This window comes from Acinetobacter sp. SwsAc5 (assembly GCF_013391485.1).
Taxonomy (GTDB): Bacteria; Pseudomonadota; Gammaproteobacteria; order Pseudomonadales; family Moraxellaceae; genus Acinetobacter; species Acinetobacter towneri.
In genome coordinates this window covers 1-19,732 of sequence record NZ_JACAXD010000024.1, presented here as the reverse complement: position 1 = coordinate 19,732, position 19,732 = coordinate 1, and the positions used below count along the sequence as shown (strand labels likewise).

18 protein-coding genes and 1 pseudogene are annotated in these 19,732 nt (G+C 40.3%); 10 read left to right on the top strand and 9 right to left on the bottom strand.

Annotation, left to right across the window (positions count from 1 at the left end):
- Positions 1-59: 59 nt before the first annotated feature.
- On the bottom strand, positions 60-527 hold the full coding sequence (locus tag HYG89_RS12485; RefSeq protein WP_178867785.1) for a phasin family protein: 468 nt from the start codon (positions 525-527) through the stop codon (positions 60-62).
- Positions 528-722: 195 nt separating this feature from the next.
- On the opposite strand from HYG89_RS12485, the gene HYG89_RS12480 reads away from it, so the two are divergent.
- The 8 genes from HYG89_RS12480 (at position 723) to fdx (ending at position 6,908) form a co-directional block, all read left to right on the top strand.
- Entirely contained in the window at positions 723-1,370 is a 648-nt protein-coding gene (locus HYG89_RS12480) for a hypothetical protein (RefSeq protein WP_178867783.1), read from the top strand.
- A gap of 123 nt (positions 1,371-1,493) precedes the next feature.
- A complete protein-coding gene (locus HYG89_RS12475) occupies positions 1,494-1,967 on the top strand; it encodes an Rrf2 family transcriptional regulator (RefSeq protein ID WP_004976645.1) in 474 nt (157 codons plus the stop codon).
- A gap of 1 nt (position 1,968) precedes the next feature.
- The gene (locus HYG89_RS12470; RefSeq protein ID WP_178867780.1) at positions 1,969-3,186 is read left to right on the top strand and encodes an IscS subfamily cysteine desulfurase; all 1,218 of its coding nucleotides are present in this window, start codon (positions 1,969-1,971) and stop codon (positions 3,184-3,186) included.
- A 104-nt stretch (positions 3,187-3,290) separates the two neighbouring features.
- The gene (gene iscU, locus HYG89_RS12465; protein WP_004976649.1) at positions 3,291-3,677 is read left to right on the top strand and encodes a Fe-S cluster assembly scaffold IscU; all 387 of its coding nucleotides are present in this window, start codon (positions 3,291-3,293) and stop codon (positions 3,675-3,677) included.
- A 36-nt stretch (positions 3,678-3,713) separates the two neighbouring features.
- On the top strand, positions 3,714-4,034 hold the full coding sequence (gene iscA, locus HYG89_RS12460; protein ID WP_004976650.1) for an iron-sulfur cluster assembly protein IscA: 321 nt from the start codon (positions 3,714-3,716) through the stop codon (positions 4,032-4,034).
- A 99-nt stretch (positions 4,035-4,133) separates the two neighbouring features.
- Positions 4,134-4,649 carry a Fe-S protein assembly co-chaperone HscB gene (gene hscB / locus HYG89_RS12455; RefSeq protein ID WP_004976652.1) on the top strand — a complete coding sequence of 172 codons (516 nt, stop codon included), beginning with the start codon at positions 4,134-4,136 and terminating at the stop codon, positions 4,647-4,649.
- A 45-nt stretch (positions 4,650-4,694) separates the two neighbouring features.
- The gene (hscA, locus tag HYG89_RS12450; protein ID WP_178867778.1) at positions 4,695-6,554 is read left to right on the top strand and encodes a Fe-S protein assembly chaperone HscA; all 1,860 of its coding nucleotides are present in this window, start codon (positions 4,695-4,697) and stop codon (positions 6,552-6,554) included.
- Between the two features lie 15 nt (positions 6,555-6,569).
- On the top strand, positions 6,570-6,908 hold the full coding sequence (gene fdx, locus HYG89_RS12445; RefSeq protein WP_004976656.1) for an ISC system 2Fe-2S type ferredoxin: 339 nt from the start codon (positions 6,570-6,572) through the stop codon (positions 6,906-6,908).
- Positions 6,909-7,029: 121 nt separating this feature from the next.
- On the opposite strand, the gene HYG89_RS12440 is transcribed toward fdx, so the two are convergent.
- The 7 genes from HYG89_RS12440 to HYG89_RS12410 all read right to left on the bottom strand — a co-directional run bounded on the left by HYG89_RS12440 (position 7,030) and on the right by HYG89_RS12410 (position 15,442).
- Positions 7,030-8,511 carry an adenylate/guanylate cyclase domain-containing protein gene (locus HYG89_RS12440; protein ID WP_218644962.1) on the bottom strand — a complete coding sequence of 494 codons (1,482 nt, stop codon included), beginning with the start codon at positions 8,509-8,511 and terminating at the stop codon, positions 7,030-7,032.
- 66 nt (positions 8,512-8,577) lie between these two features.
- On the bottom strand, positions 8,578-9,012 hold the full coding sequence (locus tag HYG89_RS12435; protein ID WP_178867775.1) for an HIT domain-containing protein: 435 nt from the start codon (positions 9,010-9,012) through the stop codon (positions 8,578-8,580).
- Positions 9,013-9,220: 208 nt separating this feature from the next.
- Entirely contained in the window at positions 9,221-12,682 is a 3,462-nt protein-coding gene (mfd, locus tag HYG89_RS12430; RefSeq protein ID WP_178867774.1) for a transcription-repair coupling factor, read from the bottom strand.
- Positions 12,683-12,832: 150 nt separating this feature from the next.
- Positions 12,833-13,192, bottom strand: coding sequence for a hypothetical protein (locus HYG89_RS12425; RefSeq protein WP_004976663.1), 360 nt, complete (start codon positions 13,190-13,192; stop codon positions 12,833-12,835).
- A 226-nt stretch (positions 13,193-13,418) separates the two neighbouring features.
- Positions 13,419-14,198: a glutathione S-transferase N-terminal domain-containing protein gene (locus HYG89_RS12420; protein WP_178867773.1), complete on the bottom strand. Its 780-nt coding sequence runs from the start codon at positions 14,196-14,198 to the stop codon at positions 13,419-13,421.
- 53 nt (positions 14,199-14,251) lie between these two features.
- Entirely contained in the window at positions 14,252-14,764 is a 513-nt protein-coding gene (rraA, locus tag HYG89_RS12415) for a ribonuclease E activity regulator RraA (RefSeq protein ID WP_004976667.1), read from the bottom strand.
- 12 nt (positions 14,765-14,776) lie between these two features.
- Positions 14,777-15,442 carry an NAD(P)H-binding protein gene (locus tag HYG89_RS12410; RefSeq protein ID WP_131261459.1) on the bottom strand — a complete coding sequence of 222 codons (666 nt, stop codon included), beginning with the start codon at positions 15,440-15,442 and terminating at the stop codon, positions 14,777-14,779.
- 215 nt (positions 15,443-15,657) lie between these two features.
- On the opposite strand from HYG89_RS12410, the gene rpsT reads away from it, so the two are divergent.
- Positions 15,658-15,927 (top strand): 30S ribosomal protein S20, encoded by a 270-nt coding sequence (gene rpsT / locus HYG89_RS12405; RefSeq protein ID WP_004976669.1) that lies wholly within the window; start codon positions 15,658-15,660, stop codon positions 15,925-15,927.
- A gap of 196 nt (positions 15,928-16,123) precedes the next feature.
- On the opposite strand, the gene HYG89_RS12400 is transcribed toward rpsT, so the two are convergent.
- Positions 16,124-18,772, bottom strand: a complete 2,649-nt coding sequence (locus HYG89_RS12400; protein ID WP_256734010.1) for a M66 family metalloprotease — start codon at positions 18,770-18,772, stop codon at positions 16,124-16,126.
- A 441-nt stretch (positions 18,773-19,213) separates the two neighbouring features.
- On the opposite strand from HYG89_RS12400, the pseudogene HYG89_RS12395 reads away from it, so the two are divergent.
- Positions 19,214-19,732, top strand: a pseudogene (locus HYG89_RS12395) (IS30-like element IS18 family transposase); the annotation flags it as partial.

Here is a 19,732-nt window from a genome sequence, read left to right as displayed (position 1 = left end):
GCCCTAAAATACCCGATGTATAATAAAGCAACATCCTTTAAGCCCCCCTTTCCACAGAATTACTTTTTCGCAACATCTTCTTTTAATTGTTTATTTTCTTCAATCAACGCATCGACTTTGGCATGTAATTGCAGTACCAATTGCTCCAAATGTTGTAGGTCTTTTGCTGTCACCAAGCCAATTCTATTTAAAGAATGATTGACGCTATGGTCAATTAAACGCTCAACTTTATCTTTAGTATCAATGACCGACTCTTTGGCTTTTTCAGACACTTTTTCAACTGTTTGATCGGCAATTTCTGTAGTTTTAGATTCTAATTCCTCACCCACCTTGACCAGAGAGTCAAACAATTTATTGCCTTCTTCTTCTGCGCGTGAAAATGCACCTAAACCTGCTAGCCAAATTTGCTTGGTATATTTACGAAAATCGAGTGATGATTTACGTCCTGAGCGTAATTTATCTTTATTTTTCAATGTGGTTTCTGGTTCAACCAAATGCTCTTCTACGCTATCCGTCGTTTTTTCCATGAACCTCTCTCCTGCTTATTTTATGCGCACATAAATGTAATAAACCTACAAAATGCTTTCATAATAGCAAATTAAATACTTGATCGTTTTGCTAAACTGTTCTACAAAGCAAGATTATTCGCTGCGCTTCTTAGAATGTATTCTCAACGAAGCGCAAAACAAGGAATTCAACTTTAGATTTAGGGACTTGATTTTATGAGTGATTCGCAACAAAGACAAAGTAATCCACATTTGTTGCTGACCATGCTCATGATTGTGTTGGAAACAATTTTTAGCTTTATTCTCAAACATGATCGTGTGGTCGCTTTGCAGGCTAAAAAGTTTGTCGACCAGAAAATCACCATTAAAATTAATAGCTATATTCCTTATTTCGACATTTACGTCGAATTCAATCCAAACGGCATCTTATTTGACAGCAAAGCACCTGAACAAGCTGTCGATTTGGATGTGCGCACCACCCTCATAGATTTATTTAAAATCTTTATTTTAGGTAATCGTCGCAGTATTAAACACATGCGTATAGATGGTGACATTACCCTTAAAGATGAGTTTCGTGATCTAATTTTGCATTTTAGTGCACCCAAAGTTTTGGCTGACTGGAAACAATGGCTAAAAGAAGCACCTCAAGAACAAGAAGTGATCGGTTCTAAAAAGCGCATTGCTCCACTTTTAGACAAAATTGATGAGCAACGCTCTAAGATCAATACCTTACAAGTTGAGCTTAAACAGCATAAAAACCGTATTCGTCGGATTGAACGTCGTCAAAAGCGCATTAACATCGCCTTTGGAGTAATAACAGTATTATTAATTACGTTATTAGTGTATAATTTATGGATCGCTTAAACGCATTAAAATATCAAGAAAAACAGCGTAAATCCTCGCGCACAATATCACAATAAAATACTTGACTAATTTAGTCGGGATTCATAGAATACCCATATCTAGTCTAATCATGTGTATCGAATCATGCGCTTAACAACTCGCGGTCGCTACGCAGTGACTGCTCTACTTGATTTAGCTTTGCAGCCAACTGAACAAACGATCACGCTTGCTGAAATTGCAGCCCGTCAAACTATTTCTGTTGCTTATCTTGAGCAGTTATTCGCAAAACTTAAGCGCCACGGCTTAGTGTCTAGTGTTCGCGGTGCTAACGGTGGTTACCATTTAGCACGTAGTGCAAATGAAATCACTGTGCTAGAAATCATTGAAGCCGTAAACGAAACTGTTGATGCAACGCGTTGCGACCATAAAGGCAACTGTCAAAATGGTGCAATGTGCTTGACTCACGACTTATGGCAGGAACTCTCCCATCATATTGCCGACTATCTCGCTAAAATCTCACTTGCTGACTTAGTAGCCCGTGACAACGTACAAACCGTTGCCATCCGCCAAAATACAGCTCCGTTTGATTCAGCCCTTTTATCGGTTACAGGTATTTGACATGAAACGTCCTATTTATCTTGACTACGCAGCAACCACTCCTGTAGATCCGCAAGTTGCAGAACGCATGATGGAGTGCCTGACTTTTGATGGGACTTTCGGTAATGCCGCTTCTCGCTCACACGCTTATGGCTGGCAAGCAGAAGAAAAAGTTGAATATGCACGTGAACAAGTTGCGAACTTGATCAAAGCAGACCCACGTGAAATCGTGTGGACTTCTGGTGCAACAGAATCAGATAACCTTGCACTAAAAGGCGTAGCACAATTCTATTCGTCTAAAGGCAAACACATTATTACGTCTAAAATTGAACACAAAGCCATTTTAGATACCTGCCGTGAGCTTGAATCTGAAGGTTTTGAAATCACGTACTTAGAGCCACAACCACAAACAGGTTTAATTACACCTGAAATGGTTGAAGCGGCAATTCGTCCAGACACAGTTTTAGTGTCGTTGATGATGGTCAATAACGAAATTGGTACGATTACCGATGTCGCTGCAATTGGCGAAATCACCCGTGCCAAAAAAATCTTCTTCCACGTTGATGCTGCGCAAGCTGCAGGTAAGGTAGAAATTGATTTATCTACCTTAAAAGTAGACTTAATGAGCTTCTCTGCACACAAAATCTATGGCCCTAAAGGTATTGGTGCGCTATTTGTACGCCGCAGTCCACGCGTACGCTTAAAAGCACAAATGCATGGTGGCGGTCATGAGCGTGGCATGCGTTCAGGCACACTTGCAACCCACCAAATTGTAGGTATGGGCGAAGCATTTGAACTTGCAGGCAAAAACTTAGCTTCTGAACAAGCCCGTTTACGTGTATTGCGCGACAAACTTTGGAATGGCTTGAACACCATGGAACAAGTTTTCCTGAATGGTCACCCAACACTAAACGTAGCCAACTATTTAAACGTCAGCTTCAACTTTGTTGAAGGTGAATCTTTAATGATGTCTCTTAAAGATGCTGCGGTATCTTCAGGTTCTGCGTGTACTTCAGCGACTTTAGAGCCATCTTATGTATTACGTGCACTAGGTCTTTCAGACGAACTTGCACACAGCTCAATTCGTTTCAGTTTTGGTAAATACACCACTGAAGAAGATATTGATCATGTCCTAACTGTGACTAAAGCTGCTGTTGAAAAGTTACGTGAACTTTCACCGCTTTGGGATATGTATAAAGAAGGGATTGACCTTTCTAAAGTAGAATGGACTGAACACTAATTCATCCCAAATCTAATGGCTTTGACAGGAAGCCATTAGATTGATAAAGGTAATTTCACCCCCATATTTATATTAAGGCTGACCCCGAGGTTTGGAGAAGCGACATGGCTTATAGCGATAAAGTAATTGATCATTACGAAAACCCTCGTAATGTTGGCGTTTTAGACAAAAATGCTGAAAACGTTGGTACAGGTATGGTGGGCGCACCTGCATGTGGCGATGTAATGCGTCTGCAAATTCAAGTGAATGACGAAGGCGTGATTGAAGAAGCACGTTTCAAAACTTATGGTTGTGGTTCTGCCATTGCTTCAAGTTCTTTGGTTACTGAGTGGCTTAAAGGTAAAACTTTAGATGAAGCACAAGCGATCAAGAACATTGATATTGCTACCGAACTTGCCCTTCCACCAGTGAAAGTACACTGCTCTGTATTGGCAGAAGATGCAATTAAAGCTGCTGTAGAAGACTATCGCAGCAAAAAGACCAAAGCTTAATTTGCTAAGTTTTGTGGAAAAACAAACGGAGTTTTCATGATCAATTTAACTGAAAATGCTGCAACTCATATCAGCAATTACTTAAAGAATCGCGGTAAGGGTCAAGGTATTCGCGTTGGTGTGAAAACTTCAGGCTGTTCTGGTTTGGCTTATGTACTCGAATTTGTAGATGAAGTCGATACGCACGACCAAATGTTTGAACAGTTTGGTGTTAAAGTTTTCGTTGATCCGAAAAGCCTAGTTTACCTAGATGGCATGGAAATGGACTATGTCAAAAATGGTTTAAACGAAGGTTTCGAGTTTAACAACCCCAATAAAAAAGGTGAATGTGGCTGCGGTGAATCGTTCACGGTATAAAGCCACCTCCCTCTTTTTAGCTTAAAACAGTGTACAATACACTGTTTTAATTGCATTTATGCAGCCAATTTTGCACACTAATCGCGGATTCCATCTCCCATGAATCATTTTGAGTTGTTTAATCTTCCTGTTGCACTCGATATTGATTTCGCTACTTTAAAAGCTGAATTTTTAAAGCTACAGCAGCAATATCACCCCGACAAAGCCGAAGACAAAGATCAAGCCTTGATTAAATCTAGTAAAATTAATCAGGCGTTTAAACAACTCTCTGCGGTAGACAGTCGTGCTGCATATTTACTCTCATTGAAAAAGCAAGATTATCATCTCGATCAATCCATCCATGACTTTGAATTTTTACAAGATGCCTTGGAAATTCGTGAGCAATTGGATGATGCCAACTGTGCCGATGACTTACAGTCATTAAAGGTTGAAGTACAACAATGGGTTGATGGCTTAGTCCGTGAATTTAAAATTGACTATGCCGAAGAAGATTGGGCAGAAGCGCGTGACACTGTGCGTAAATTACGCTTTTTCATGAAAGTTATGGCTGACCTAGACAAAGCTGAAGATCGTTTCCTTGATGATGACAGTTTTGATTTAGACGATGATTTTTAATTTTAGTTTGTATTTTAATATTTAACGGGCAAAGGATTTTACATAATGGCGCTCTTGCAAATTGCAGAACCAGGTCAATCAAGTGCACCGCATGAACATCGCATTGCGATTGGCATTGACTTAGGCACCACTCATTCATTGGTTGCCACAGTTCTTTCTGGTAAAGCCAAAGTCTTGCATGATGAGCAAGGTCGCGTGCTACTGCCTTCTATCGTCCATTATGCAGAGCAAAATACACATTATGGCAATGCTGCTGCGCCATTTATTACTACAGACCCTAAAAACACGATTGTTTCAGTCAAGCGTTTTATGGGTCGTTCTAAAGCGGACATTAAATTTCAACATCCATACACGTTAGTGGGTGAAGACAATCAAATGCCTGCTTTTGAAACAGCTCAAGGCCGTAAAACACCTGTTGAAATTTCGGCAGAATTACTTAAACAACTCAAAGACCGCGCAGAAGCCAGCTTACAAAACCCTGTAAATGGTGCAGTGATTACTGTTCCTGCTTATTTTGATGAAGCTCAACGCCAAGCCACACGTGACGCTGCCGAGCTTGCAGGTTTAAAAGTATTGCGTTTATTGAATGAACCGACTGCAGCAGCGGTTGCCTACGGTTTAGATCAAGACACCAACTTGGCTCAAGACCGTAACTATGTGATTTACGACTTGGGCGGTGGTACGTTTGACGTTTCTATTTTACGTTTCTCTCAAGGTGTTTTTGAAGTTTTAGCCACAGGCGGCCACACTGCTTTAGGTGGTGATGACTTAGATCGTCTGATTGTAAAATGGGCAAAAAAACAGCTGAATATTGAAAGTTTAGATGATGCAGAATATGCACACTTTATTGTGTCTGCACGTAAAGCCAAAGAAGCGCTCAGCAATGCAGAAAGTGTTGAATTAAAACTGTTAGAGCACACGCTGCAATTAGACCGCGCAAACTTTGAAAGTATTATTCAGATTGCTTTAGATAAAACCATTAGTGTATGCAAACGTGTATTACGCGATGCCAAACTTGACCTAGATGACATTCAAAATGTAGTTTTAGTCGGTGGTTCAACACGTTCTTATGCCGTGCAAAAAGCTGTTCGTGAAGTATTTAATCAAGAACCATTATGCACAATTAACCCAGATGAAGTGGTTGCAATTGGTGCATCAATTACCGCCAATCAACTAATTGGTAACAGCAAAGATGGTTCGTTGCTATTAGACGTTACCCCACTGTCTTTGGGTTTAGAAACCATGGGCGGTTTGGTGGAACGCTTAATTTCACGCAATACTGCAATTCCTGTAGCACGTCGCCAAGAATTTACCACTTATCAAGATGGCCAATCTGCCATGTTGATTCATGTGGTACAAGGTGAGCGTGATTTGGTAGAACATTGTCGTAGCTTAGGTCGTTTTGTGCTACACGGTATTCCACCAATGACTGCGGGTCAGGCACGCATTGAAGTTACGTTCCAAGTCGATGCTGATGGCTTGCTCAGTGTTTCTGCTAAAGAAACCACTTCTGGTGTGACTGCAAATATCGACATCAAGCCATCTTATGGTTTATCTGAAGCAGATACCGAGCGTTTGCTGCTAGATGGTTTCAAATATGCAGAAGAAGACAAGCAATTGCGTCATTTGCATGAAACCAAAGTTGAAGCACAACGTGAACTTGAAGCTTTACAACAAGCCTTAAAAGTAGATGCACAACTATTAAGCCCAGAACAATTAGAAGCTTTAAATACTGCCAAAGCGCAGTTGGAAGACGAATTGACTGGACAAGACATTAAAGCCATTGAACATGCTGTTGAACAGCTTAAAATACACAGTGATGCTTTTGCTGCAATTCGTATGAATCAACATATTGATACAGCACTTAAAGGCACTAAACTCGACGACTGGTCAAACTCAAACTAATTTAAGGTAAAGATTATGCCACGTATTAAAGTACTTCCACATGCGCAATTCTGCCCAGAAGGTGCTGAGTTTGAAGTCGAACAAAATGCCAACTTATGCGAAAGCTTACTTGAAAATGGCATTAAAATTGAACATGCTTGCGATATGTCTTGTGCATGTACCACTTGCCACGTTGTTGTTCGTAAAGGCTTTGACAGCCTAGAAGAAATGGATGATGTTGAAGCTGACTTATTAGACCGTGCTTGGGGTTTAGAGCCTGATTCACGCTTATCTTGTCAGGTTAAAGTGGTCAATGAAGACTTGGAAGTCGAAATTCCAAAATACACCATTAACCATGCTTCAGAAAATCATTAATCATAAAATGATGCTAATTCTAAAAAACTGCGCTACGGCGCAGTTTTTTTATTGCACAACTTTAGATTTAAAATTTTTGAGGATTTAAAAGTTAAACGAGATCTACATTATAAGAAAAATTTTAGTGTTTTTCAGGAATATGAGTTTTGGCAATTTCTTCAACAGGTGGATGTTCAATCACTTCATCTTCAAGATTAAGTTTTACAATGCCCTGTGAGTTGGTCAGCTTTTGCTGCGTTTGAATTCTTTTAATCATTTTTTCTAATACGGTAATTAGCTCAGGATATTCAAAATTCTGCACTTCATCCAAATTAAGCAACAAATGAAAACCTTTATATTCGTAGTCAAACCAACGCTGATAATCCGACTTGCTGGCCGCATATTTTTCCATCACTTGCCAAGTTTTTACAGGACCTTGAATCCCCTTTAAAAAGATCGGTGCTTTCGGAGCACACAAATAATCATTTTTAATCAGTTTATAAGTGTCATCTGAAAGTAAAATTTCATCAACTTCGGCCGCACTTTGCAAACGCGCAGCTAAGTTAGCATCACGCCCAACAATGGTATATGCCATCCGATGTGCTGCACCGTAGTTCCCAACGTGGCAATATCCTGTACTGATACCCATACGAATATGTAAAGGCGGATAGCCCATTTTGACCCAACGTTCGCGTAACAATTTCATTTGCTGACGCATCGCAATAGCCATCTCTACACAAGTTTTAGCATCTTGTTCAACACCTTGCGTATTTGGATCACCAAAGAAAATTAAAATCGCATCACCCATAAACTTATCCACCGTCGCTTCATATTGCTTGGCAATTTCGGTCATGTGGCTTAAATAATCATTGAGCAGGAATGCTAAATCATCTGGAATTAGTGTTTCAGAAAGTTCAGTAAAGCCTTGAATATCAGAAAAGAAAATCGTCATTTTTTTACGTTTATATTCAATTTTCGCTTCCGACTCACCTTTCATAATCGATTGCCACAACTGCAAAGGTGCATAGCGACTAAGCTGATTCGCAAATTCCATATAGCGGTTCATTTGTGTGTAGTAATGGTCTTTCTTTGCCGTGGTATAGCGGATACGACGTGCCTGATAGGCACTGCCCATGCCAAAGTAAAAGATCATACATAAAAAGGCTAAAATCGTAAGTTCGGTACTGCTTTGTTCAAAATATTCGTTAAAACCAAAAATAAAAATATTACAAAAATAAAAAACTGTGACCGCCAATAAGGATGCCAATGCCACCAAAAAGAAAGAAACTTTAATATAAATGGCGGTATATAGCAGCGCAAATAAAGCGGCAAAAGTAAGTACCAAATTCAGATGTACCGCAGACAAACATACTGCGACTACCACAATATCAATAATAAACAGGATATTACGCTTGGCTTGATGACTATATTTATATTGCAGCCAACGCGAAAATTTAGGAATTATCAGTAATAAAAAAGTAAGAAAAAACGGAAGGTAAATTTGATAATCGGTATCGGCGTAGGTGTAGTGATAGACCACCATAATCAGGGATAAACTTGCATACCCGACTAAACGATGCAGAAATTCGAATTGTTTGGGATCTCTTTCCATCCAATTGTACATGAACACCGCGGCCTACTCCAATCTAGGATTAAAAAGCCACGCATCCTGCGTGGCAATTCATTTCAATTAATCCATTCGCCAGTCAAATGGCATATCGCCTTGACCACGCAGAGCAAGCATCAAGGTTTGACGCATGTGAGCCAAAACTTCATTGCTGTATGGTACAGCTAGCGTACCCCAAACTGGTTTAGGCCAAGCCACATCATTTTGATAACGCACGACGTGATGAAAATGCAATTGTGGAACCATATTACCTAAAGCCGCCACATTCATTTTATCGGCACGGAATACACGTGATAATTGGCTAGATAACCAGCTAGATTCACGTAAAAATTGTTCTTGGTCTGCCTGGCTTAATTCGTATAGTTCTGTAACCCCTGGCACACGTGGAATTAGAATTAACCAAGGGAATTGCATATCATTCATTAAACGACATGTTGACAGAGGAAAGTCGCCTACAAAAAAAGTATCTTGAGCAAGTTGTGGATGCAAACTAAACATATCTTTATAAATGACGCAAATTGTAATGATGGGTAATACTATCACATCCCTAGTGAACTGAGTATGATTCCCATCATGTTTCGATGTAAATAAAGTGCAATTTTAACCAAATTCATCATGAATAATATTCATTATAGAATCAGAGGTTTCTTAGCAAATATTCATAAATTTACCGATATGATATTTGGATCAATTTGCATTTTTAAACTCAGCTGTGCAAAGTTTTTAGCAGGCTGTTTAATAGATCGGCAATAAATTGAATCCGCTTTTCAGCTTCCTCCAACATCACCGTCACTTTTAAACGCTGTCCACCATCCATACGGAAATAGGTCGGATGTTTTTGCATCATTTGAATGATGCTCATGGCTTGCACAGGTGTATCTGGTGAAAATTCGATATGACCGCCATTTGTACCAATATCAATTTTAGTGATGCCCAACTGCTCTGCTTTTAAACGCAGTTGATGTACAGCAAATAATTGTTTCACCGCTTGTGGTGGAATACCAAAACGGTCAATCAACTCCATACGGATATGATCAAGCTTTTCTTGAGTATCGGTATTACTAATGCGTTTGTAGAACAATAAGCGCTGATGCACATCGCCCAAATAATCATCTGGAATTAAAGCAGGCATGTGCAGGTTGATTTCTGCAGTTAAAGACAATGGTGCATCGAAGTTAGGGGTTTTACCTTTTTGAATGGCTTTGGTGGCTTTTTCCAGCATTTCCATATACAGGCTATAACCAATAGCTTGCATTGAACCGCTTTGTTGCTCACCCAGTAATTCGCCCGCACCACGAATTTCCAAGTCTTCGGTTGCCAGCATAAAACCTGCACCCAAAGTTGAGGCACGCTGAATCGCATCCAAGCGTTTTTCAGCATCGCCTTTTAAGCCCTTAATGGAAGGTACCAGCAAATACGCATAAGCTTGGTGATGCGAACGTCCAACACGACCACGTAGTTGGTGCAACTGCGCCAATCCGAGTTTATCTGCACGTTCAATTAAAATGGTATTGGCATTTGGAACATCAATCCCTGTTTCAATAATGGTTGAGCAAACCAACACGTTATATTCTTTATGATAAAACTGCTGCATGACTTGCTCTAATTCACGCTCGCGCATTTGCCCATGCGCAACTGCAACCCGCGCTTCTGGTACCAATTCACGAATGGTTTCAGCACTACGCTCAATGGTTTCCACTTCATTATGCAGGAAATACACCTGACCACCACGTAACAATTCACGTAAAATGGCTTCTTTCACCGTATCGCCTGTATGCTCTTGCACAAAGGTTTTGACCGCTAAACGGCGTGCAGGTGGTGTGGCAATAATGGATAAATCGCGCATACCGCTAAATGCCATATTTAAGGTACGTGGAATTGGCGTTGCGGTTAAAGTCAGCATATCCACATCGGCGCGCAGCGCTTTAATACGTTCTTTGTCACGCACCCCAAAACGATGTTCTTCATCGACAATCATTAAACCCAACTGCTTGAACTGAATATTTTCTTGCAGAATTTTGTGCGTCCCAATCACAATATCGACTTTGCCTTCAGCTAAATCTTCAATGGTTTTTTGATGAGATTTGCTTGAACCAAAACGCGATAAGACTTCAATACGCACAGGCCAGTCGGCAAAACGGTCTTTAAAAGATTCATAATGCTGTTGTGCCAACAATGTGGTCGGAACCAATACCGCGACTTGTTTATTATTCTGTACCGCGACAAATGCAGCCCGCATGGCGACTTCGGTTTTACCAAAACCAACATCACCACAGACCAAACGATCCATTGGTTTTGCCAGTTGCATGTCATGTAAAGTCGCTTCAATTGCATTGGCTTGGTCTAGGGTTTCTTCATAAGCAAAGCCACTGGCAAATTGCATATAAAGACTATGATCCAACTCAAAAGCAAAACCCGGTTTAGATTGACGACGTGCCTGAATATGCAGTAATTCTGCTGCCACATCGTGAATTTGTTCCAACGCTTTGCGTTTGGCTTTATTCCATGCATCTGTGCCTAATTTATGCAAAGGCGCAAGGTCTGGATCACCACCGCTATAACGGCTGATTAAATGCAAATTGGTAACAGGTACATACACTTTTGCAGCATCGGCATAATCAAGTTGTAAAAACTCATGCTCTTGCTCATCAATATTTAAAGTAATTAAACCTGCATAACGCCCTACGCCATAATCAATATGTACCACAGGTGCACCAATGCTTAACTCGGTCAAACTGCGAATTAAAAACTCTTCAGAAACTTCCTGCTGACGTTTACGACGGCGCTGCACCACACGATGTTCATACAACTGATTTTCTGAGATTACACTCAATTGATCTTGAATGACCAAGCCGCGATCTAAAGGTGCATTGGTAATCGCAATGGCTTGTAAAGACTGCTGAAATGCCTCAAAACTCTCCACTTGTGGAATTTCACCCAAAGCGGCACGCAACGCATCTTTTAAGGTTTCACGACGACCTGCACTTTCTGCCACCAATAAAACAGGATGATTGGCCGCATCAATATATTGCTTAACGGCATGAAAGGGTTGTTCTTGTTTAGGATCAACCGCCAAACGTGGTGGTACAAGTGTGCTTAAGTTCACTACACCTGCTTTTTGCTCAAAAGCTTCGGGCGATGCAATCACACGTCCAAATTGATTCAGTTGTTCTAATAATTGATTTGGTTGTAGGAATAATTGCTCAGGCGGCAAAATCGGCTGGTCGATGTTATGACGTCTGTCCTCATAACGATACAGCACATCTTTCCAAAATTGAGTTAAACAGTCATCCACCGCCTTATCTGTAATGACAATGCAATGCTTTGGTAAGTATGAAAGTAATGTATTTTGACCTTCAAGCTGTGCTTGAGTGAAGAATAACGGAAAATAAAACTCTAAACCAGGCGATGCAATGCCTTCTAACACATCCTGATACACAGGGTTCTTTTTCGGGTTTGCCGTTGGGAAACTTTCTGCATAGCGGTCACGGAAAATCGCACGACCTTCTTTTAATGGAAATTCTTTGGCGGGTAAAACCGTAAAATTCTGCAAACTTTGGGTGGTACGCTGCGTTTCTGGATCAAAAAACTTTAAGGTTTCAACTTCATCATCAAATAAATCAATACGGATGGGTGCTTCCTGTCCCGAAGCATAAATATCCATAATACTGCCACGCACAGCAAACTCACCATGATCATAGACTGTATCGACCAGATGATAGCCTGCTTGTACCAAACGCTGTTTTTGTTGTTCCAAAGCAAACTTTTGCCCAACACGAATATCGAAATGCTCGCCTAACACCCATGAGGTTGGTGCAACACGTTGTGCCAAAGTGGTTGCCGAAACCAACAATACACCTTGCTGCGGCATATTGGATAAAATCGCCAAACGCTCCGACACAATATCTTGATGCGGTGACAAGCGGTCATAAGGCAAAATTTCCCAATCGGGGAAAATAGTCGGTTTTACCCCGTAAAATTCTAATTCGCTTTCTAACTGCGCCAAATGTTGTTGATTGCGCGCGACAATCACAAATAAATGCTGATTCTGCTGACCAATTTCTTTAAATAATAATGCTGCGGCGGAACCTTGTAGATTACCAATCCAGCGTTTTTCGCCAGCTTTCAGTTGTGCTAAATTGAGTTGGGAAATTTCGTGTTGGAACATGTATATAGCTTTAGGGTCTAAACAACATGGGGCTTATACTAGCACGATGAATTGACGGTTTTACGTAATTTTTTTCATCCACCATTACAGCGTATTTAATTGCAAAATTTTATAAAACAGCGAGCTTTAAAGTTTGATACACACGCCTCTTTACTTTTGATCACGTAAAAACTGTCGATAATAATCATTCAATTTTTTAACAATCGCTTTAAATTCCAGTAAGTTTTCTTCGGTATTACCAAGCATTGTGTTAAAACGCTGTTGCGCAATTTCCAGATCAATTTTTTCATTGATAATCATAGCTGTAGAATACAGCTGTGCCAAATCATCAAACTGCTGCATACGGCGGTTGGATAAATAATTTAAACGCTCTGCCAAAACATCGTTAAGCAAAATACCATCGACAATATAGCCTTGTTCCGCATCCCATTGAATATTCTGTGCTTCTAAATAGGCAATTTCTTCGAGATTGGCTTTATTTTTAAACAACCCTGTAAGTTTGCTGAACATTTTGAACCTATAAATTGGCGAAATCAAAGTGAATGCTGCAGAGTTTAAATGCTTCACTAAAATAGATGCAACTGATCAGGGTGATTTATGCTCCCCTGATGTTATAAGTCAGTGTTTCAACCCCACTTTGCTTAGGCTATTTATAATGATGCATATTTTGCATCCTGCCAAATGCAAAAAAGCATCTTGAAGATGCTTTTATAACAATCAAAAAATGACTTAAAGCTTATTTGCCATAAGTTTGCTGTAAATACTTCACAATCTTGGCCGATTCAAAAAGCTGAGTCTGGGTATTTGGATCGATTAAAAATGGGACTTGAATATTATCACCCATGACTTTTAATACCTGCTCACGCTTACCACCTGCCAGTGGCACATATTTACCCGGTTTTAAACGTAATTTTGCCAAGCCTTGATCTTGCCAACGCTCTTTGGCTACATTATGAAATTTGAATGGCAACTCCAGTTCAGTCAATACACCACGCACTACACGTGTATAAGGACTTCCCTCAAAACCCCACAGTTCAATCAATTGTTCAGGTGCAGCGCGCTCTACAATTTGCTGATTAATCCACACACCACGTGCACCATTCAATAATGTGCCCGCAAGCGCAACATAAGGAATTTTAGGAAAATGCGCGTATTTTTTGGGCGTTTTTCCACTTTTGCCATAATGCTTGAATAAATGATAAATGATCTGCTGTGATTCATAGAGCTGATCACCTGTATTTTCATCAATTAAAAATGGAAACTGAGTTTTACCACCCAGTTGTTTCACCAAAGGTCGATATTTTGTGCCGCCTTTGGGGCATGGATAAACCTCATAATCCAAATTTAACAAGGTCATGACTTCGCGTACACGACGGCAAAATGGTGAACCTTCAAACTCATATAACTTTAAGGCTTTTTCGGGTTGCTTGGGAAATGCTGTCCCATTCACTCCACGTCCACCTTCGGTAAGCATAGATGCCACTGCCTGAATGACTTTAATTTGATGATGCACCATTTTGTTTTCCTTGTGATGTGCTCAGCAATTTGATGACTGCGCCATCAAACCGCTTATAAATCGACCAACTTTTCTTTTGCCACAATAATACCGTTGTTATCAGCATAGACATAATCGCCCGAATTAAAAGTGACTTGTCCGAAATGCAAACTCACATCCACTTCACCCACGCCTTTGCGGTTACTTTTTTGTGGAATTGAAGCCAAAGCATGTACGCCTAAATCAAGTGCTGCAATTGCATCGACATCACGTACACAGCCGTAAATGATCACGCCATTCCAGTGATTTTTCACTGCGGATTCAGCAATCAAGTCACCCATTAAGGCACAGCGCATAGATGCCCCACCATCTACCACCAAAACTTTGCCTGTGCCATCGGTTGCCAATAACTCTTTTACACGTGAGTTATCTTCAAAGCATTTTACAGTCACAATTTGACCACCAAAAGTTTTACGTGCACCGTAACTTTTGAAAAATTTACCATCCAAAGATGGAATCACCACTTGAAGGTCATGTTCTGGATGGTCATCTAATAAGTCACAAGTTACGAATGGTACTGTAGACACGTTGTTCCCCTTTTACTTGGTTTTTTGTATTTGTAAATTATCATAAATTTGAAATTTATGAATTTGCGATTGCGCTGCCTCGACCATAGTATGAGCCACTTGCGTAGCACTTACTGGCTTATATGTAAAATGATCGGGAATAAATCGTGATATTTTAAGATACAGCTTTTGTCCTAAATCTTCTAAACGCCGTTGTTCGTTGCGCTCACCCAATAATAAAGATGGACGCAAAATTGATACTTTGTCTAAATCCAAACTTTCAATATATTGTTCTAGCTCACCTTTGACACGATTATAAAATACGGCTGATTTGGCTTCTGCTCCCAAAGCACTGACCAATATGTAATGCGTACCCTTCGCCTGCAATAATTCGGCAAAATGTGCATTGATGGTATAGTCCACAGCATAAAACCCCTGCTTTGAGCCTGCCTTTTTTAAGGTTGTGCCTAAACAACTGAATGCATGACTATAACCGCTCACATCTTCATCATTGAGCAATAAAAAGTCTTCAAGGAGTAACGTCTGGACTTTTTCTAAGCGATTTAATTCCGAGCAAGGTCTACGCAAAACAACGGTGATATTTTTACATTCAGGCAGCTGATTAAGCTGTTTGACCAATTGCTGCCCAACTAAACCATTCGCACCAATTACAATTGCATTTTGAATAGAATTTGTCATTTTTTAAACAATCTCTGAGGCTTAAAGCTAATCTACCTGTTTCTTTCTGATTTTTCTGCAGCTAAAATGTTGTCAAAGCATGTCAAGACTTGACTTAACTGTCTAGTTTCATCAAAATATGGCACTTGTTTACGGGCTGGTGATAATTCTTCTGATGTTGGTTTTCGGAAGTAATTGCAGCCCGCCCAGACCAATCTATTTCAAGGAGTGCACGAGTGGCAAACTCTGCTCAAGCTAGAAAACGTGCTCGTCAAAACGTTAAAGCACGTAAACACAACGCAAGCTTACGTTCTATGGTTCGTACTTATTTAAAACGCACAATCGCTGCTATTGCTGCAGGTGATTATGCGGTTGCTACTGAAGCTTACAAAAAAGCTGTTCCAGTAATTGACCGTATGGCTGATAAAGGCATCATCCATAAGAACAAAGCAGCTCGTCATAAGAGCCGTTTAAACGCTCAAGTTAAAGCTTTAGCTTCTAACTAAGTGTTAAACAAAAGAAGCCCGTTAAGGGCTTTTTTTGTGCCTGCTGTTTCGATAATTTATCAAATTAAGCAATCTTTAGTTTCTGCACGCCAATTACATCACTTCAAATACACCTGCCACCATAAAATAAAAAACACCTCCTGAACTGGTCAAAAGGTGTTTTAAATTAATGAAGATGAATAATTCAGACGAAGAATTATTTCAGCATCAGTCGTAAATTTTGTGGACTTAAATAAGCCAGTTGCAAACTGTTATTAGCCTTTAATTGCGTCCATTGCTGATTCGCACCACCTGTGCAACCATAACGAATTAAACGCGCGCGGTTTTCTTTTAGGTAGCCATGCTCTAAATCAAAACACTGACTCCCCTGACGAATCGTTCCCGAAGCTGTGTGCATTTCCCAGACCTGACTGTCTTTAGATGTACTGCAGCTTGCAAGTGAGACCACATTGCCGTTGTTGGTTAAGCACTGATCCATTTCTGCTTTGCTGTGAATACGCCCCAAACCATCATAAATCCACTGCTCAGTTGCATCGCCTGTACAGCCACTTGCTCCACTAATGTAAGCATTTTTCTGACCACTCGCCAAAGTTTCAACTTTCAAACAGTTATTTCTGTTTTTCATTAGTGTTGCTTCAGCCACAATATTTTCATTGCCTAAACCCAATCGCTCCACAAAATTGTGCAATGCTGTTTCCGCTTCAGGCTTAGTCTTTTCTAAATCGGCACGATAAACATTCATCCAGCGGTTTAAACGATAAATCGTATTTTGCTGTTGTTCATAACGCTGTAATTGTTGCTGTGCAGTTGCACTTAGCTCTTGACGATAATCTGCATAAGAATCATACAATAGTTGTGCAGCAGGTTTTAAAGCCACCACAGCTTGACTGGCTTGCGCTTCCAACTGCTTCTGAAAAGCAGGCATTTCAACTTTTCTTAAAGCTTCATAGCCATGTGTACGACCAATTTTTACCGCAGGTTGAATACTATCGCTATATTGCGGAATATTCAGTGTCGATAATAACTTCTCGGCATGATTGGCTTTTTTACAGTATAAATTCACCTGTTTTGGCTGCTCAGCAAGTGCTAAATTGACATGCAATTTATTGGCATTGCTGGTCATACGGTTAGGTGCCAATGCCACGTTCTGATTACGATTGGCATATTGAACATCTAACCAACATGCGGCATTTTCAGCAGCACGATTTGCCGCAGGTAAATTATAAACATTACCCCAGTTACTGCGTGCAGCAGGATACAACACACCTTGCTGAGTTTCAGGATCATATCCGCCAATAATAGTAATTACAGGCACACCAAATAAGCGCGGTTTTAAATAATATCCATCGGCACTGTTGTACCAAACCTGATTGGAGCTTGGTACTTTTGGATAAACCACTTCCATTTGGCGTGTGTCTTTATTCCAAATTTTATAACCACTTGGTGAGCTTTCATCCCAAACATGTCGCGCCCCAAAGTGGGGTTGAATCCGAATATGGGTACTGTAACCCGTGTAATGGGTATAACGCGAAATGCTACTGTTGGTTGCACCACCTGACATCGCATCCCAACCATAAGCATATTGTTTCAGGAAGTTAGGCACACCATTTTTGCCATCACCCAAGTTTCGAGTATGCCACGCCAAGTTGCCACGCATTTTATTACGATACGCAATATAGCCCCAACCGCTGTCTGCATGGTGTGCAGCCCAGAACATATTTTCACCTTGTGAACCCGGATAATGCCCAAGACCATAATGATGCCCAATTTCATGGCTAAACTCGTTGCCCACAGAATCATACAGGGTCAACATACCATTACCGCCACTTAAACCATGCGTTTGATCACCATTTGTATATTTACCTCGTGCATGATGGGCAATTACAGTTTGTGTAAGTTGTGGCTGTTGCTGACTTTGCATAGAGGCACTGGTCACACCCCAGTTGGCTAAGTTAATTCCCACACTAAAGGTCGATTTTGCAGTATTTTCCCGCATGTCCCCCGAATAGACACCACCTTCACCCGCACTTTGGGTATCGTAAATCGTGCCGTTGGCGACCATCACTCGATCTAGCTGAATGTCATCATATTTTGCCACGGTCATTTGCGCCGCAGGAATGGTTTGGAAATAATCGGTACCCGCTTTTTCAGGCTCTAATAACATATAATGCCCGCCAGACTTCGGCGGCGCAGTCAATAAACCAATACGAATATTGTTGAGTACCAATTCACCCGGTGCTGCAAAATCAATTTTTTCTGCGTCAAGTGCACCACTACGGTTTTTAGAATCAACCAAACGCAGCTTTAAACTGGGACGTACTTCATCCCAATTTAATTTAGCCGACCACGCACGCTTACTATACAGTACCTCGGCACGACCATCTTGATTGCTCTGGTCTGAAGCAGGAATCTGGGTTGGATCAAGTAAAGCAACACGACGTAACAAGCGCTCATTTTGATACACTTCAAGCTGTAAAGTGTCGATATTGTCCATGCCTTGATTTGGCGTAACCAATAATAATGCTTCTTTTTCTGCGGTTAGACGTGGCATTTTTTTCACCTCGTTACCATTCGGGTCAACCACATGCCCTTGAGCAAATTGAATCATTGCCTGAAAATCACCATCTAAATCATTACGCACTTCACGTGATTCAGAATTAGCGTTGTAATCATAAAACCCGAGTACCGATTGATTGATGACATCTTGTTTAGGTTCAGGATAAGGATTAGCCACATTGCCCACAGGTGGTTGCTGAGGATTTTCCGGTGGTATTGGATTTTCTTGATTTGAATTCCCAGCGGTATCTCCCTCGCCACCACCGCCACCACCACATGCGGCAAGCATGGATGATAATATACATACACTTAATAGACTAAGCGAAAACCGAGTCACACTTTTCATTATTTATTCCACCCCAATGTCAATTTATGACAAAAAAATATAAAAATAAACACATATTTTTCAATGGTTTGTATTTTCATATTAAATAGATGAATAAAATTATGCAATTCTCAAGTTTCATATCACTTTATATTTTCAACACAGTTTTATTAATTTTTCTTTATAAAAATCAGCGAATCCTTAAAACAGCACACAGATTGTTAGACAATATTTGATCGAGTTTGCACTCACGACTGCATAAATTGAAGGAAAAAAAGAGAATAAAATTTAAATTATTTTTCGCAGATTCAAATCCCAAGTGCAACACATTTGTAGTCAGTTGAAAAAGTTAGGTGTATTCATAGAATCATTAGACTTTTTCAACTCGCAATTGGAAAGCACACAATGAAGAAATACACCCAACTCTCTCAAGATGAAAGATACGAAATTTATGCTACTTTGAAAAGTAAAAGTTCAATCGCCTCCCTTGCTCGGGAGTTAGGACGTTCACGATCAACCATCTACCGTGAATTAAAAAGAAATACTGGGCAACGTGGATATAGAGCTCAACAGGCAGCTAAATTTGCAAGTCAAAGACGGTATCGTCCTTCATCATCAATGACAGCATTTACCTTCGCTTATATTGATTATTTGATTGGTTTGGACTGGTCACCAGAACAAATTTCAGGTGCTTTAACACAACGCGGTTGGCTGGATGTACCTTCACATGAGTGGATTTACCAGTACATTTATCAAGATAAATCAAAAGGCGGTAAACTTCATCTACACTTAAGGCATCAGAAGAAATATCGAAAACGCGGTTACAAAAACACGGATCGTAGGGGTCAAATCATTGATAAAACAAGTATTCACTGCCGAGACCAGGTCATTGATCAACGACAACGTTTAGGAGATTTCGAAGGT